The 14249-nt window shown below is 65.2% G+C and carries 14 protein-coding genes; 1 reads left to right on the top strand and 13 read right to left on the bottom strand.

What is annotated here, in order from left to right; genetic code table 11:
• Positions 1 to 61: 61 nt before the first annotated feature.
• The 8 genes from XI04_RS07865 to XI04_RS07830 form a co-directional block, all read right to left on the bottom strand.
• On the bottom strand, positions 62 to 1318 hold the full coding sequence (locus XI04_RS07865) for a TCR/Tet family MFS transporter (RefSeq protein ID WP_028145054.1): 1257 nt from the start codon (positions 1316 to 1318) through the stop codon (positions 62 to 64).
• Positions 1315 to 2697: a ribosome biogenesis GTPase Der gene (gene der, locus XI04_RS07860; RefSeq protein WP_018317605.1), complete on the bottom strand. Its 1383-nt coding sequence runs from the start codon at positions 2695 to 2697 to the stop codon at positions 1315 to 1317. The genes XI04_RS07865 and der overlap by 4 nt, the downstream gene beginning before the upstream one ends.
• Positions 2698 to 2747: 50 nt before the next feature.
• The gene (locus tag XI04_RS07855) at positions 2748 to 3296 is read right to left on the bottom strand and encodes a hypothetical protein (protein ID WP_028145056.1); all 549 of its coding nucleotides are present in this window, start codon (positions 3294 to 3296) and stop codon (positions 2748 to 2750) included.
• Between the two features lie 48 nt (positions 3297 to 3344).
• Positions 3345 to 3998 carry a tetratricopeptide repeat protein gene (locus XI04_RS07850; RefSeq protein WP_028145057.1) on the bottom strand — a complete coding sequence of 218 codons (654 nt, stop codon included), beginning with the start codon at positions 3996 to 3998 and terminating at the stop codon, positions 3345 to 3347.
• Between the two features lie 167 nt (positions 3999 to 4165).
• Complete coding sequence (locus XI04_RS07845) at positions 4166 to 5758, bottom strand: class I adenylate-forming enzyme family protein (RefSeq protein ID WP_028145058.1); 1593 nt, start codon at positions 5756 to 5758, stop codon at positions 4166 to 4168.
• Positions 5759 to 5830: 72 nt separating this feature from the next.
• Entirely contained in the window at positions 5831 to 6415 is a 585-nt protein-coding gene (locus XI04_RS07840; RefSeq protein WP_028145059.1) for an NnrU family protein, read from the bottom strand.
• Positions 6416 to 6486: 71 nt separating this feature from the next.
• Entirely contained in the window at positions 6487 to 7065 is a 579-nt protein-coding gene (locus XI04_RS07835) for a hypothetical protein (protein WP_028145060.1), read from the bottom strand.
• Between the two features lie 100 nt (positions 7066 to 7165).
• On the bottom strand, positions 7166 to 8788 hold the full coding sequence (locus XI04_RS07830; RefSeq protein ID WP_038946486.1) for a peptide chain release factor 3: 1623 nt from the start codon (positions 8786 to 8788) through the stop codon (positions 7166 to 7168).
• 174 nt (positions 8789 to 8962) lie between these two features.
• On the opposite strand from XI04_RS07830, the gene sugE reads away from it, so the two are divergent.
• Positions 8963 to 9277: a quaternary ammonium compound efflux SMR transporter SugE gene (gene sugE / locus XI04_RS07825; RefSeq protein WP_028145062.1), complete on the top strand. Its 315-nt coding sequence runs from the start codon at positions 8963 to 8965 to the stop codon at positions 9275 to 9277.
• On the opposite strand, the gene XI04_RS07820 is transcribed toward sugE, so the two are convergent.
• The 5 genes from XI04_RS07820 to XI04_RS07800 form a co-directional block, all read right to left on the bottom strand.
• Positions 9270 to 10277: an inorganic phosphate transporter gene (locus tag XI04_RS07820; RefSeq protein WP_271608170.1), complete on the bottom strand. Its 1008-nt coding sequence runs from the start codon at positions 10275 to 10277 to the stop codon at positions 9270 to 9272. The two genes, sugE and XI04_RS07820, sit on opposite strands and share 8 nt — an antisense overlap.
• Before the next feature lie 11 nt (positions 10278 to 10288).
• Complete coding sequence (locus XI04_RS07815) at positions 10289 to 10933, bottom strand: DUF47 domain-containing protein (protein WP_018317614.1); 645 nt, start codon at positions 10931 to 10933, stop codon at positions 10289 to 10291.
• 156 nt (positions 10934 to 11089) lie between these two features.
• A complete protein-coding gene (locus XI04_RS07810; protein ID WP_028145064.1) occupies positions 11090 to 12058 on the bottom strand; it encodes a branched-chain amino acid ABC transporter permease in 969 nt (322 codons plus the stop codon).
• A gap of 1 nt (position 12059) precedes the next feature.
• Positions 12060 to 12923 (bottom strand): branched-chain amino acid ABC transporter permease, encoded by an 864-nt coding sequence (locus XI04_RS07805; RefSeq protein ID WP_018317616.1) that lies wholly within the window; start codon positions 12921 to 12923, stop codon positions 12060 to 12062.
• 72 nt (positions 12924 to 12995) lie between these two features.
• Positions 12996 to 14219: an ABC transporter substrate-binding protein gene (locus tag XI04_RS07800; RefSeq protein ID WP_028145065.1), complete on the bottom strand. Its 1224-nt coding sequence runs from the start codon at positions 14217 to 14219 to the stop codon at positions 12996 to 12998.
• Positions 14220 to 14249 lie beyond the last annotated feature (30 nt).

Here is a 14249-nt window from a genome sequence, read left to right as displayed (position 1 = left end):
CCCACGACTTCTTGCTATCATGAACAGATGGTGGGCACGGCGCGGCGCGCCTTTGCCCACCCTACGATCCTGCCTTCGCCGCCCCCAGCGTCCGCACCGCGATCGCCACGCAGACCACCATCAGCGCTGCCGCGAGCAGGAACGGTGCGCCGGGCAGATGCAGCGGCGCGCCCGCGCTGATGAAATAGGAAAAGGTCAGCGTGAACAGGAACGGGCCGACGAGCTGCGAGACGCTCTGCACGCTCGCGGTCGCGCCCTGGAGCTGGCCCTGCTGCTCGGCCGCGACCAGCCGCGTCATCAATGCCTGCGACGCGGCACCCGAGATGCCCCACAGCGCCAGAATGGGAATCCCGATCCAGGACAGCGGCCCGGTCGGCGCAGCGCCCAGGACGACGAAGCCGAGCGCGCCACAACACAGGCCCAGCAACAGCGCGTTCCGCTCGCCGAGCACGCGCACGATCGGGCCGATCGCAAGCCCCTGCACCACCATGGCGCAGATGCCGACCATCGCCAGCGTCAATCCCACGGTCTTGGAATCCCAACCGTAGCGATAGGTCGCATAGAGCACGAAGGTCGAGGGCAGCACGACATGTGCGACCTGCGCGATGAAATTGACGACGGACAACGCAGCGAGCACTGCATTGGAGCGCAATAGGCGGAGCGCCCCGACCGGACTGGCGCTCCGCCAGCGGAACGGCGCGCGCTTGTCGGGCGCGAGCGATTCCGGCAGGACGAATAGCCCATAGAGCGCATTGGCGAAGCTGAGGGCTGCCGACGCCCAGAACGGCAAGCGCGGATCGATATCGCCGAGCAGGCCGCCGAGCGCTGGCCCAAGAATGAATCCGGCGCCGAACGCCGCGCCAATCCGGCCGAAGACCGCCGCGCGCCGCTCCGGCGGCGTGATGTCGGCGATATAGGCAAAGGCCGTCGAGATGCTGGCCGAGGTGATGCCGGAGATGACGCGGCCGACGAACAACCACACCAGGGACGGCGCCAGCGCCATCAGCACGTAGTCGGCGGCAAGGCCGAAATTCGACAGCAACACCACCGGCCGCCGCCCGAAACGGTCCGACAGCGCGCCGAGCAACGGCGAGAACACGAACTGCATCAGCGCCCAGGCGGTGCCGAACAGGCCGAAGATGCGGGCGGCGTGGGCGGTATCGTTGTCGACGAAGCTCTCGATCAGCTTCGGCAGGATCGGCATGATCACGCCGAGCGCGAGCATGTCCAAGAGGATGGTGACGAAGATGAAGGCGACCGCGCCGCGCCTCGCCGGCACGGCGCCTTGCGCCGTCGCCTCGCCGGCGCCGTCACTCACGACGGGCGCTTGCGCTTGTGCGCAAAGGGATTGGCCTTTTCACGGAGAGTAATGCGCACCGGCGTGCCCGGCAGTTCGAAAGTCTCGCGCATGGAATTGATGAGGTAGCGCAGATAGGACTGCGGCACCGCGTCCGCGCGCGAGCAGAACAGTACAAAGCTCGGCGGGCGCGCCTTGGTCTGCGTGATGTAATTGAGCTTGAGCCGTCGGCCGGACACGGCGGGCGGCGGATTGGCCTGGACAGCCTGCTCGAACCAGCGGTTCAACGCCGAAGTCGACACGCGCCGGTTCCAGAGCGCGTAGGCGTCCTGGATTGCCTGCATCAGCCGATCGATGCCCTCGCCCATCAGGCCCGAGACCGCGACGATCGGCACGCCCTTGATCTGCGGCAGCCAATGGTCGGCATCGCGGCGCAGGCCCGAGATCGCGCCGCCCCCCTTGCTCTCCATCAGGTCCCATTTGTTGACGGCGAGCACGACCGCGCGGCCCTCGCGTTCGATCAGATCGGCGATGCGCAAATCCTGCTCCTCGAAGCGGTTCTGCGAATCCATCATCATCACGACGACTTCGGCAAAACGGACCGCACGCAGGGCGTCGGCGACCGAGAGCTTTTCCAGCTTCTCCTCGATGCGGGAGCGCCGGCGGAGACCGGCGGTATCGAACACGCGAAACTCGCGGCCCTTCCAGTTGATCTCGACCGCGATGGAATCGCGCGTGGTGCCGGCCTCCGGGCTCGTCAGCAGGCGTTCCTCGCCGAGCAGATGGTTGATCAGCGTCGACTTGCCGGCATTGGGCCGGCCGACGATGGCGACCCGGATCGGGCGCGTCGCGGCCTCTTCCTCGGTGAGCGGCTCGTCGTCCTCGGTCTCGTCGTCGTCGACGGGCTCCGGCATCAGCTTGGCGAGTTCATCGTAGAGCTCGCCCATGCCTTCGCCATGCTCGGCCGAGATCTGGATGGGATCGCCGAGGCCGAGTGCAAAGGATTCCATCGCGCCGGCATCGCCGTGCTTGCCCTCGCTCTTGTTGGCAACCAGCAGCACGGGCTTGTTGGCCTTGCGGGCGAAATCGGCGAAGGCGCGGTCGGTGGGCGTGAGGCCGACGCGGGCATCGATGACGAAGAACAGCGCGTCGGCCTGCGCGATCGCGGTCTCGGTCTGCTCCTGCATGCGCGCGGTCAGCGAGCCCTTGGCGCCCTCGTCGAGGCCGGCGGTATCGATGATGGTGAATTCGAGATCGCCGAGCCTCGCCTCGCCCTCGCGGCGGTCGCGGGTGACGCCCGGCAGGTCGTCGACGAGCGCGAGCTTCTGTCCGACCAGGCGGTTGAACAGCGTCGATTTGCCGACATTGGGCCGGCCGATAATGGCAATCGTGAAGGACATCGGTCATTCGTGCGCTGCCGGGGCTGCGCCTGTCAATGCAGGTGGAATTATTAGCGCGAGAAGCTGCCGCTCGGCAGCGGCGCCGGGAAGCCGCCCTGCGTCTGCTGCTGCGTGGTCTGGGTCGGTTGCGCCTGCTGGACCGGCTGATCTGGCGGCGGTGCGGTGGTGCGCTTGCGGACGATCTTGTGCTTGGGCGGCGGAGCGGCCGTGGCCGGCGCCGCCTCCGGCTGGGCCTCGCCGTCAACTTCGCCGGCGGGCGCCTCCGCGGGCGCGACGGCTGCGGCGGCCGGCTGCCTTGTCTTCTTTGCGTGGGCTCCCTTCGCCGGCTTGGCCTCGGGCGGCGGCTCGGCGGGCAAAGCCGCGACGGCAGGTGCGTTCGGATCGGGCTGCTGCTGAGCGCCCTTGTACATGTCCTTCGGGACGCCCTGCTCGAGGCCCGGCACGCCCTCCGGGAAGACCGGCTTGCGGTCACCCGGCAGCTTCTTCTTGGTGTCGAGGAAGTCGAGCATGTCGCTTGGATCGAAGCTGGAGCAGCCGCCCAGGACACCCGTGAAGGCGATCAGGACGGCGGCTGCGATCAAGCGTGGCGTACGGCGCATCTTGTGTGTCTCGTTTACGTCAGAGGGCCCGTCGTCAGCTCTTTTTGCTCAGCTCTTGGCGACGGGCGGAAGCAGGGCCTGGAGCGCCTCGGCGCGCGAGCGCAGGCCGGGCGGCGTTTCGCCGTCCTCGCTAATCGCGTCGAGCCATTTGCGGGCCGCGGTCATGTCGTTGTTGCGCCAGGCCGACAGCGCCAGCATCTCGCGGGCACTGTGGCGGAAGGTCGATTTGGGCGCTGCGGAAGGCTCGAGCCGCTGCTGCATGTCGGCATAGGACGCGCTGTCGAGCAGCAGGCCGGCGGCGCGGACCTTGGCCAGATCCTGCCACTCACCGCCGACGCTGCGGTCGGCAGCGATGTCGTCATACATCTTGGCGGCAGCCTTGGCGTCGCGGGGCGCCGCCTCGGCCGCGGCACGCAGCCGCGCCAGGGTGCGATAGCCCGACGGCGCCTTGGCGGCGAGTTCGGTGAAGGCGGCCTCGGCCTCGGCATGCTTGTCCTGGTCGGACAGCTCTGCGGCCCTCTCGAAGGCGGCGCCGGCCTCGGCGGCCTTCCTGGCCTCCAGATATTGATACCCGCGCCAGCCGCCGACGCCGGCCACAACCAGCACCATCAGGGCGATGAAGTAGATCGAATATCTATCCCACAGCTTCTTGAGCTGTTCGCGACGTACTTCCTCGTCGACTTCGTTAAATAATTCAGACACTTATGCTAATCCCATGCCCATCCGGGTACGCGCGCGGAAGCGTTCGCGTCAGGAATCCCGTCCCCCACGTGGCGGCGAGGTACCCTAACGATATGGCGCTGGCAAGGCAAAGCGAGCCCGATCAAGGCGTTAACCACCCGGGAGAGCCCGGATGGCGCCTGCCCGGCTCAAGCGCCCAGGAGCTCCCGGAGCTGCCGCTTCAGCACCTTGCCGTTGGCATTGCGCGGCAGCGGGTCCGGCGTGATCGCCATGGTCTCGGGAACCTTGTAGTCGGACAGACGCTCGGCGCACCAAGCCCGTAAGTCGCTGTCGGCGACCGGGCTGCGTGTCACCACCACGGCGTGGACACGCTCGCCCAGCACCGGGCAGGCCTTGGCGATGATCGCGCTCTCGATCACCGCGGGATGGCCGGCCAGCACGGATTCGACCTCGGCCGAATAGATCTTCAGGCCGCCGCGATTGATCATGTCCTTCTGCCGGTCGAACACGCGGACGAACCCTTCCGCATCGACCGAGCCGAGATCGCCGGAGTGCCAGAATCCGCTGGTGAAGCTTTCGGCGGTGGCCTTCGGGTTGTTCCAATAGCCCTTGATGACGGAGGCGCTCTGGATCCAGAGCTCGCCGATCTCGCCATGGGGCAGCTCGCGCCCATCCGGATCCATCGCGACGATGCGCGCGCCGGGACACGGCAGGCCGACGCTGTCGATGTGGCTCTCGGTCAACTCGCCCGGCATGATCGTCGAAGGCGACGTCGTCTCGGTCGAACCGTAGCAGTTCATCAGCTTCAGTCCGGGAATCGTCGCCTTGAGCTTCTCGATGGTCGCGACCGGCATCGGCGCGCCGCCGAAGCCGCCGATGCGCCAGCTCGACAGATCGTAGCCGTCGAAATCGGGCTGCAGCAGGCAGAGATTGTACATCGCCGGCACCATCACCGTGTAGGTGACCCGCTCGCGCGCGGCGAGTTTGAGGTAATCGGCGGCCTTGAACTCCGGCATGATGATCAGCGCTCCGCCACAGCGGATCATGGTCGTGATGTTGGCGACGACGCCGGTGACATGGCCGAGAGGTACTGCCGCGATCGAGCGATCCGCCTGCGTCAATTGCAGGCAGGACGCGAACACCATCGAGGAATGGACGATGTTGCAATGGGCCAGCATCGCGCCCTTCGGCTTGCCTGTGGTGCCCGAGGTGTAGAGGATCATCGCCGTGTCCTCTTCGCTCACCTCGACCGGCGCTGGCGCCGGCGGATTGTCGGCGAGCGCGGCGAAGCGCGAGCGAGCCGGATCGTCGTCGACGGCGATGCGATGGATCACATCGGGCACCTCCTGCGCATCGGGCAGCCGCTCTGCGAGCCCTGCTTCGTGGATCAGGATCCTGGCGCCGCAATCGGCGAGGACATAGGCGATCTCCGGCTTCTGCTGGCGCGTGCTGAGCAGCACCGTGACCAGCCCCTCATGCGCGGCGGCAAACAGCAGCAGCGGAAATGCGATGCGGTTGCCGAGCAGGATCGCGACGCGGTCGCCGCGCTGCAGGCCAAGCTTGCGGAAGCCCGCGGCGATCTGCGCTGCCTGCTCCACGGCCTGCCGCCAGCTCAGCCGGACATTGCCTGCGATCAGCGCCTCGCCATCGGCATTGCGGGCGCGGGCTTGCGCGATCATCTCCCACACGCTCGCCGGCCGGTCGCAAAAGGCCGGCACCACCCGATCGCCAAAGCGCGCCTCGAACCGCATCGGCGGGATCTGAGATTGCGACCAGTCCATCGAAGGGCCCTCGGCTTGTTGCTCTTATTGCCTTCCGCGCATGGACATCGGGTTTCGTCTTGTGCTGACCGGCTAGACCCCGATCACGGGAACACCGATCACGACCGGATGGAACGCGAAGGCCAGCGCGAGATAGGCGACGACGCCGACGACGATCGCAATCAGATCATTGCTGACGCCGCCCACCGGGATCGGCGGGCCACCGCTATCGGTGCGATGCTTGAGCGAAATGCGGTCGTATACCGCCCAGCCCAGGAACGAGCCGAACAGGATGATGGAGCCGAGATCGCCGTTGGCGAGCAGATGCGCCGCCGCCCACAGCTTGATGCCGGCCAGCATCGGATGCTTCAGCGTCGCGTAGATGCGGCCGCGCAGGTAAGAGGCGACCACCAGGATGACCGCGGGCAGCATCAGCGCGAGCGTGATGTGCTTCATCGCCTTCGGCGGATACCAGACGTCGATCCAGCCGGAGCTGCGGTAGTGGGCAAAACCCCAGATGATCAACGCGAGCCCCGCGAGCGAGACCACGGCATAGAGAATCTTGTAGGTCCCCTCGCCCAGCCTTGCGATTGCCTGCGCGCGCGCCTCACGTTTGGTGGTGAACACATGGGTCGCAAAAAACAGCGCAAGCCCCAGGATCATGACCAGCAGACCCACGACATCCTCCCCCGTAAAGCAGCCCCCGCCAATGGCGTATCATCGATTGGCCGCGGGTCGCAACTCGCGCGCTACTGAGCGACCTGCCGATTGTCGACATACCGGATCGCGATCGGCCGTCCGGCCAGGGCGCCGGCGAGCCCGCCAGTGAATTTCAGCGGCAGGCAGGCATTCAGCGATGCGTTGATCGCCTTCAGATAGGTCGTGCGGGTGTCGGCGGGGACGCCGGCGGTCGCGAATGTGAGGCGCGGCGGGCCGATCAGGCCTCCGGCCCTGTTGAAGCTGAAACGCACCGACATCTGCATGCCCGCGCGCGCATTGTCCGATGGCGGCGACCAGCAGCTACGCAACTCGGCGAAGAGGTCGCCGATCGTGTCGAGATCGTGATCGGGCTTTTGGTATTTGGCGCGATCGGCCTCTGATGGGACGCTTTGGATGGTGAGCTGGAGATTCTGGCCGTAGGGATAGTCGATCTCGGGAATGCAGGGACCGGGCTCGAGCGGGCTGCAATAGGACGGCGTGCAGGGGCGGCCGTCGAGCACGCTGCAGGGCTCGTGCGCGAACGGGATCGGATTGATCTGCCGCGGCCTCGCGTCGGCAGCGATCGTAGAGATCGCCAATAGGATGAAAACGAGGATGCCGCGCCACATGATGCGAGTTCGCGATGTCACTTCGACAAAAGTGGCATCGTCCATGCACGCGTCAAGCCCGCGCGGGTTCACATGCTCGCGCGCAAGATGAGGCGCCGCCCTACCCCTTCTTCTTGACGTCCTTGACGTTGGTGAACTCGATGCCCTCGGCGCGCTCCTTGGTGTAGCCGAGATAGAATTCGTTCCTCGCCAGATACACGGGATCGCCGTCGACGTCGTCGGCGATGCTGGAGGTATTGGCGGCGATGAAGGTGTCGAGCTTCTTGCGGTCCTCCGAGGAGACCCAGCGCGCGAGCTGGAATTCGCTGACCTCGAATTCGACCGGCAGCGAATACTCCGCCTCCAGCCGCGCCTTCAGCACGTCGAGCTGCAGCGCGCCGACGACACCCACCAGCGCCGGCGCTCCGTCGCGCGGGCGGAACACCTGCACCACGCCCTCTTCCGACATCTGCTGCAGCGCTTCCTTCAGCTTCTTAGCCTTCATCGCGTCGGTGAGACGGACGCGGCGAACGATTTCCGGCGCAAAGCTCGGCACCCCGACGAAGTTGAAATCCTCGCCTTCGGTCAGCGTGTCGCCGATGCGCAGCGTGCCGTGATTGGGAATGCCGACGACGTCGCCAGCGAAGGCTTCATCCGCGACCGAGCGGTCCTGCGCGAAGAAGAATTGCGGGCTCGACAGCGGCATGCTCTTGCCGGTGCGCACCAGCTTGGCCTTCATGCCGCGGCTGAGCTTGCCCGAGCAGAGGCGCGCAAAGGCGATGCGGTCGCGGTGGTTCGGATCCATATTGGCCTGGATCTTGAACACGAAGGCGCTCATGCGCGGATCGGTGGCCTCGACCTTGCGCTGGTCGCTGTCCTGCGCGCGCGGCTCGGGCGCGAACTTGCCAAGGCCTTCCAGGAGATCGCCGACGCCGAAATTGCGCAGCGCGCTGCCGAAATAGACCGGCGTCAGGTGGCCCTCGCGGAACGCGTCGAGCTCGAACGGTTTTGACGCTTCGGTGACGAGCTCGAGCTCGTCCTTGACCGCGGAGACGTCGAGATTGGCGTTGAGCTTGGCGAGCTCGGCGATCTCGATCTGCTGCGCCGCGCCGGTCTTGGCGCCGCCGCCTTCGAGCAGGCGCACGCCGCCATTGACGACGTCGTAGGTGCCGAGGAAGTCGCGGCCGCGTCCGACCGGCCAAGTCATCGGCGTGGTGTCGAGCGCCAGCGTCTTCTCGATCTCGTCGAGCAGCTCGAACACGTCGCGGCTCTCGCGATCCATCTTGTTGATGAAGGTGATGATCGGGATATCCCGAAGACGACACACCTCGAACAGCTTTCGGGTGCGCGCCTCGATGCCCTTGGCGGCGTCGATCACCATCACGGCGGAATCGACCGCCGTGAGGGTGCGATAGGTATCTTCCGAAAAGTCCTCGTGGCCCGGCGTGTCCAGGAGGTTGAACACGAGGCCCTCGAACTCGAAGGTCATCACCGAGGTCACGACCGAGATGCCGCGCTCGCGCTCGATCTTCATCCAGTCCGATCGCGTGTTGCGCCGCTCGCCCTTGGCCTTGACCTGGCCGGCGAGATTGATGGCGCCGCCGAACAGCAGCAGCTTTTCGGTCAGCGTGGTCTTGCCGGCGTCGGGATGGGAGATGATCGCAAACGTGCGCCGCCGCGCCACTTCGGCGGCAAGCGGGGAACGGGCCGGCGATTCGGCTGTGGTGATGGCGATGTCGGACATGGCGGGAGCGTGTGGCAGGGAAAACGGGCCTGATCAAGCCTCATTTGGTGATTGCGGAGCCCCCCGGCCAGCCCCATATCGGCCTTGGCCATACTGGCCTTGGGGGAGGACGGCCTCCCCAGCCCATCAGCACGTTAGCCGCGGGGACGACCCTGCCTTGAATGGAGGGTCGTCATGGCCTGGAGCATCCTGTTCGTCGCGGGCCTTCTCGAGATCACCTGGGCGATCGGCCTGAAATACACCGAGGGCTTTACCAGGCTTGTTCCGTCCGTCGTCACGCTCGTGGCCATGGCCGGCAGCGTCATCCTGCTCGGGCTCGCGCTCAAATCCCTGCCCGTTGGAACCGCCTATGCGGTCTGGACCGGCATCGGCGCGGTCGGCACCGCAACACTGGGCATCATCCTGTTCGGCGAGCCGGCCACGGCCCTCCGTCTTGCCAGCATCGGGCTGATCGTCGCCGGGATCGTCGGGCTGAAGCTCGTTACTTGACGAAGACCTTGACCGCCCACCAGGTCAGCGCCGCCACGATGGCCGAGGCCGGGATCGTGATCACCCAGGCGTAGACGATCGAGCTGGCAACGTTCCAGCGCACCGCCGAGACGCGGCGGGCGGCACCGACGCCGACGATGGCGCCGGTGATGGTGTGCGTGGTGGAGACGGGAACCCCGAGATAGGTTGCCATGAACAAAGTCGCGGCCCCGCCGGTCTCGGCGCAAAAGCCCTGCATCGGGGTCAATTTGGTGATGCGCAGGCCCATGGTGCGGACGATGCGCCAGCCGCCCATCAGGGTGCCCAGCGCCATCGCCGCCTGGCAGGACAGCACCACCCAGAACGGCACCGAGAAGTCGCTGCCCAGATGGCCCTGCGAATAGAGCAGCACCGCGATGATGCCCATGGTCTTCTGCGCATCGTTACCGCCATGGCCGAGCGAATAGAGCGAGGCGGAGGCGAATTGCAGGATACGGAAGGCGCGATCGACCGCGAAAGGCGTCGAGCGCACCGAGGCCCAGGACACGATCGCCACCAGCATCATCGCGAGCAGGAAGCCGATCAGCGGCGACAGCACGATCGCCAGCACCGTCTTGGTCAATCCGCTCCACACCGCAGCCGAGATCCCGGCCTTGGCCATGCCGCCGCCGACGAGCCCGCCGATCAGCGCATGCGACGACGAGGACGGGATGCCGAGCGCCCAGGTCACGAGGTTCCAGACGATGGCGCCGACCAGGGCCGCGAAGATCACCTGGGCATCGACGATCGAGGGATCGATGATGCCGGTGCCGATGGTCTGGGCAACGTGCAGGCCGAACACCATGAAGGCGACGAAATTGAAGAACGCGGCCCAGAATACCGCGAATTGCGGTCGCAGCACGCGGGTCGAGACAATGGTCGCGATCGAATTGGCGGCATCGTGCAGGCCGTTCAGGAAATCGAACAGCAGCGCGACGGCGATCAAGCCGACCAGGACGGGAAGACCCAACGCGGCATCCACAGCGGCCTGTCCTAAACTTGCTCGATGACGATGCTGTTGATCTCGTTCGCAACGTCGTCGAAGCGATCCGCCACCTTCTCGAGGTGGTCGTAGATCTCGACGCCGACGATGAAGTCCATCGCATTGCCGTCGCGATGCTTGAGGAACAGCTCCTTCAAGCCGATGTCGTGGAGATCGTCGACGCGGCCCTCGAGCTTGCCGAGCTCCTCCGTGATCGCGGTCAGCATGGCGACATTCGGGCCGATCGACTGCATCAGCGGCAGCGCGCGGCCGACCAGATTGGCGCATTCGATCAGAAGCCCGCCGATCTCGCGCATGGGCGGCTCGAAGGTGCGGACCTCGAACAGCATCACCGCCTTGGCCGTCTGCTGCATCTGGTCGATGGCGTCGTCCATCGACGTGATCAGGTTCTTGATGTCGCCGCGGTCGAACGGGGTGATGAAGGTGCGGCGCACCGCCGTCAGCACCTCTCGGGTGATGTTGTCGGCATCATTCTCGAACTGGTTGACGCGCTGGCAATAGACCGGCGTCTCCTCGCCCCCGTTCAGCATACCCTGGAGCGCGATGGAGCCCTGGATCACCGTCTGGGCATGCCGGTCGAACAGGTCAAAGAACCGTTCTTCCTTGGGAAGGAAAGCACGAAACCATCGCATCATGGGGGTAGGCTACCGGTTGGAAATGGCCCGGCCCTGTCGGGCCGTCATGAAACTGTCATAGACCATTTTCGATCCGCGCGCGTGTCATCTCACGCCCGCGGAGCCGGATCATCCACCGCTTTCAGGCGGGCAGTAAAACACTTTTGAATCAGCTACTTAGAGCGATCGCCGGAAGTAATGCGCGATTTCGCCGATGACGCCGCGGCGGAAGGTGAGCACGCAGATTACGAAGATCGAGCCCTGGATTACCGTCACCCACTGGCCGAAGCCGGCGAGATATTGCTGCATGGCGATGATCGCGAACGCACCGACCACGGGGCCGAAGATGGTTCCAAGGCCGCCAACCAGCGTCATCAGCACGACCTCGCCCGACATCGACCAATGGACGTCGGTGAGCGAGGCGTTCTGCGCCACGAACACCTTCAGCGCACCGGCAAAACCGGCTAGGGTTCCCGACAGCACGAAGGCCAGGAACTTGTACTGGTCGGTCCGGTAGCCGAGCGAAATCGCCCGCGGTTCATTCTCCCGGATCGCCTTCAGCACCTCGCCGAACGGCGAGTTGATGACACGGAAGATCAGCAGGAAGCCGGCGAGGAACCCCACCAGCACGACGTAATAAAGCACCGTCGGCTTGGACAGATCGAACACGCCGAACATGTGTCCCTGTGGGATGCCCTGGATGCCGTCCTCGCCGTGGGTGAACGGGGCCTGGAGGTAGATGAAGTACAGCAGCTGCGACAGCGCCAGCGTGATCATCGAGAAATAGATGCCCTGGCGGCGGATCGAGATGTAGCCGGTGATGAGCGAGAGCACGAAAGCCGCGGCGATGCCGACGAGGATGCCGAGCTCGGGCGGCAGCGCCCACACTTTCAGCGCATGCGCGCAGCAATAGCCGGCGGTACCCAGGAACATGGCGTGGCCGAACGACAACAGGCCGCCATAGCCGATCAGCAGATTGAAGGCGCAGGCGAGCAGCGCAAAGCACAGCGCCTGCATCACGAAGAACGGGTAGACGCCCGTGAATGGCACCGACGCCAGCAGCAGCGCCATCACGACGAAAGCGATCATCTCGTCGCGCATCGCGCGAGGGGTCACCGGCAGCGTGTCGTCCGTCAGGGTTGTCATATCAGGCCGCCCTTCCCGTCAATCCCGTTGGCTTCACCAAGAGCACCAGCACCATCAGCACGAACACGACGGTGTTGGAGGCCTCGGGATAGAAATACTTGGTCAGACCCTCGATCACGCCCAGCGCGAAGCCGGTGATGATGGAGCCCATGATCGAACCCATGCCGCCGATCACGACCACCGCGAACACGACGATGATGAGGTCGGCGCCCATCAGCGGCCGCACCTGGTTGATCGGCGCCGAGAGCACGCCCGCGAGCGCGGCAAGGCCGACGCCGAGACCATAGGTCAGCGTGATCATGCGCGGCACGTTGATGCCGAAGGCGCGCACCAACGTCGGATTTTCGGTGGCGGCGCGCAGGTAAGCGCCGAGCTGGGTCTTCTCGATCAGGAACCAGGTCGCCAGACACACGACCAGCGAGAACACGACCACCCAGCCGCGATAGATCGGCAAGAACATGAAGCCCAGATTCATGCCGCCCTTGAGCTGGTCCGGAATGGCGTAAGGCAGACCGGAGGAGCCGAAATAGTTCTGGAACACGCCCTGCACGATCAGCGCGATGCCGAAGGTCAGGAGCAGGCCGTAGAGATGGTCGAGCCCGGTCAGCCATTGCAGCATGGTCCTTTCCAGGATCATGCCGAAGATGCCGACGATCACGGGTGCGATCAGCAGCGCCCACCAGTAGTTGATGCCGCCGAGGCTCAACAGGAAATAAGCAACGAAGGCGCCCATCATGTAGAGCGCGCCATGGGCGAAATTGATGATGTTGAGCATGCCGAAAATCACGGCAAGCCCGAGACTGAGCAGCGCGTAGAACGAGCCGTTGATCAGTCCCACCAGTAGCTGAGCGTATAGAGCCTGCATCGATCCCGCACCCGGTCCCTTCGGCGTTCCCTGAAAGTCGCCCGCGGGCCTGATGGCCTGCGGGCGGTTATCTTACTTCTTCAAGAGCGCGCACTTGCTCTCGGACAGCGGCGTGAAAGCCTGATCGCCCGGCACCGTGCCGACCAGCTTGTAGAAGTCCCACGGCCCCTTGGATTCGGAGGGCTTCTTCACCTCGAACAGATAGGCGTTGTGGATGGTGCGGCCGTTGGGCTGGATCTCGCCCTTGCCGAACAGATCGTCCTCCGTCGGCATCGACTTCATCTTCTCGACGACCTTGACGCCGTCATGGGGATTGCCGCCGAGCGCTTCCAGCGCCTTGAGATAGTGACGCACGCCCGAATAGACGCCGGCCTGCACCATGGTGGGCGGTGCGTTGTTCTTCATCCTGTCAGCGAAGCGCTTCGAGAACGCCCGGGTCTGGTCGTTCATGTCCCAGTAGAAAGTCTCGGTGAAGTTGAGGCCCTGCGCCGTCTCCAGCCCGATCGCCTTGACGTCGGTGAGGAAGAGCAGCAGCGCCGCGAGCTTCTGGCCGCCCTTGCCGATGCCGAACTCGGCAGCCTGCTTGATCGTGTTGGTGGTGTCGCCGCCGGCATTGGCAAGACCGATGATCTTTGCCTTGGATGACTGCGCCTGGAGCAGGAATGACGAGAAGTCGGGCGTGTTCAGCGGATGCTTGACGCCGCCGACCACCTTGCCGCCGTTGGCGGTGACGACCGCCGTGGTGTCGCGCTCGAGCGCCGCACCAAAGGCATAGTCGGCGGTCAGGAAGAACCAGGTGTCGCCGCCGGCCTTCACCAGCGCCTGGCCGGTGGTATGGGCCAGCATGTAGGTATCGTAGGTCCAATGCACGGTGTTGGGGGAGCACTGCGCGTTGCTGAGATCCGAGGTCGCCGCGCCCGAATTGATGTAGACGCCGTTCTTTTCCTTGATGACGTTGTTGACGGCGAGCGCCACGCCGGAATTCGGCACGTCCACGATGATGTCGACCTTGTCGACGTCGAACCACTGCCGCGCGATCGCGGTGCCGATGTCGGGTTTGTTCTGGTGATCGCCGGAGATGATGTCGATCTTCCAGCCCTTCGCCGCCAGGCCGGAATCCTCAACGGCCATCTGTGCGGCAAGCGTCGAGCCGGGACCGCCGAGGTCGGCGTAGAGGCCGGACTGATCGGACAGCGCGCCGATCTTGACGGTCTTGTCCTGCGCGGAGGCGACGCCTGTTACGGCGAAGGTGAGCGCGGTGGTCAGCAGCAATGATGCAATCGACTTCGTCTTCATGCAACTTTCCTTTTTGAATTTTCTCGTTGG

This window comes from Bradyrhizobium sp. CCBAU 11430 (assembly GCF_028128855.1).
GTDB classification, from domain to species: Bacteria; Pseudomonadota; Alphaproteobacteria; order Rhizobiales; family Xanthobacteraceae; genus Bradyrhizobium; species Bradyrhizobium ottawaense.
This window is presented reverse-complemented; position numbering and strand designations above follow the sequence as displayed.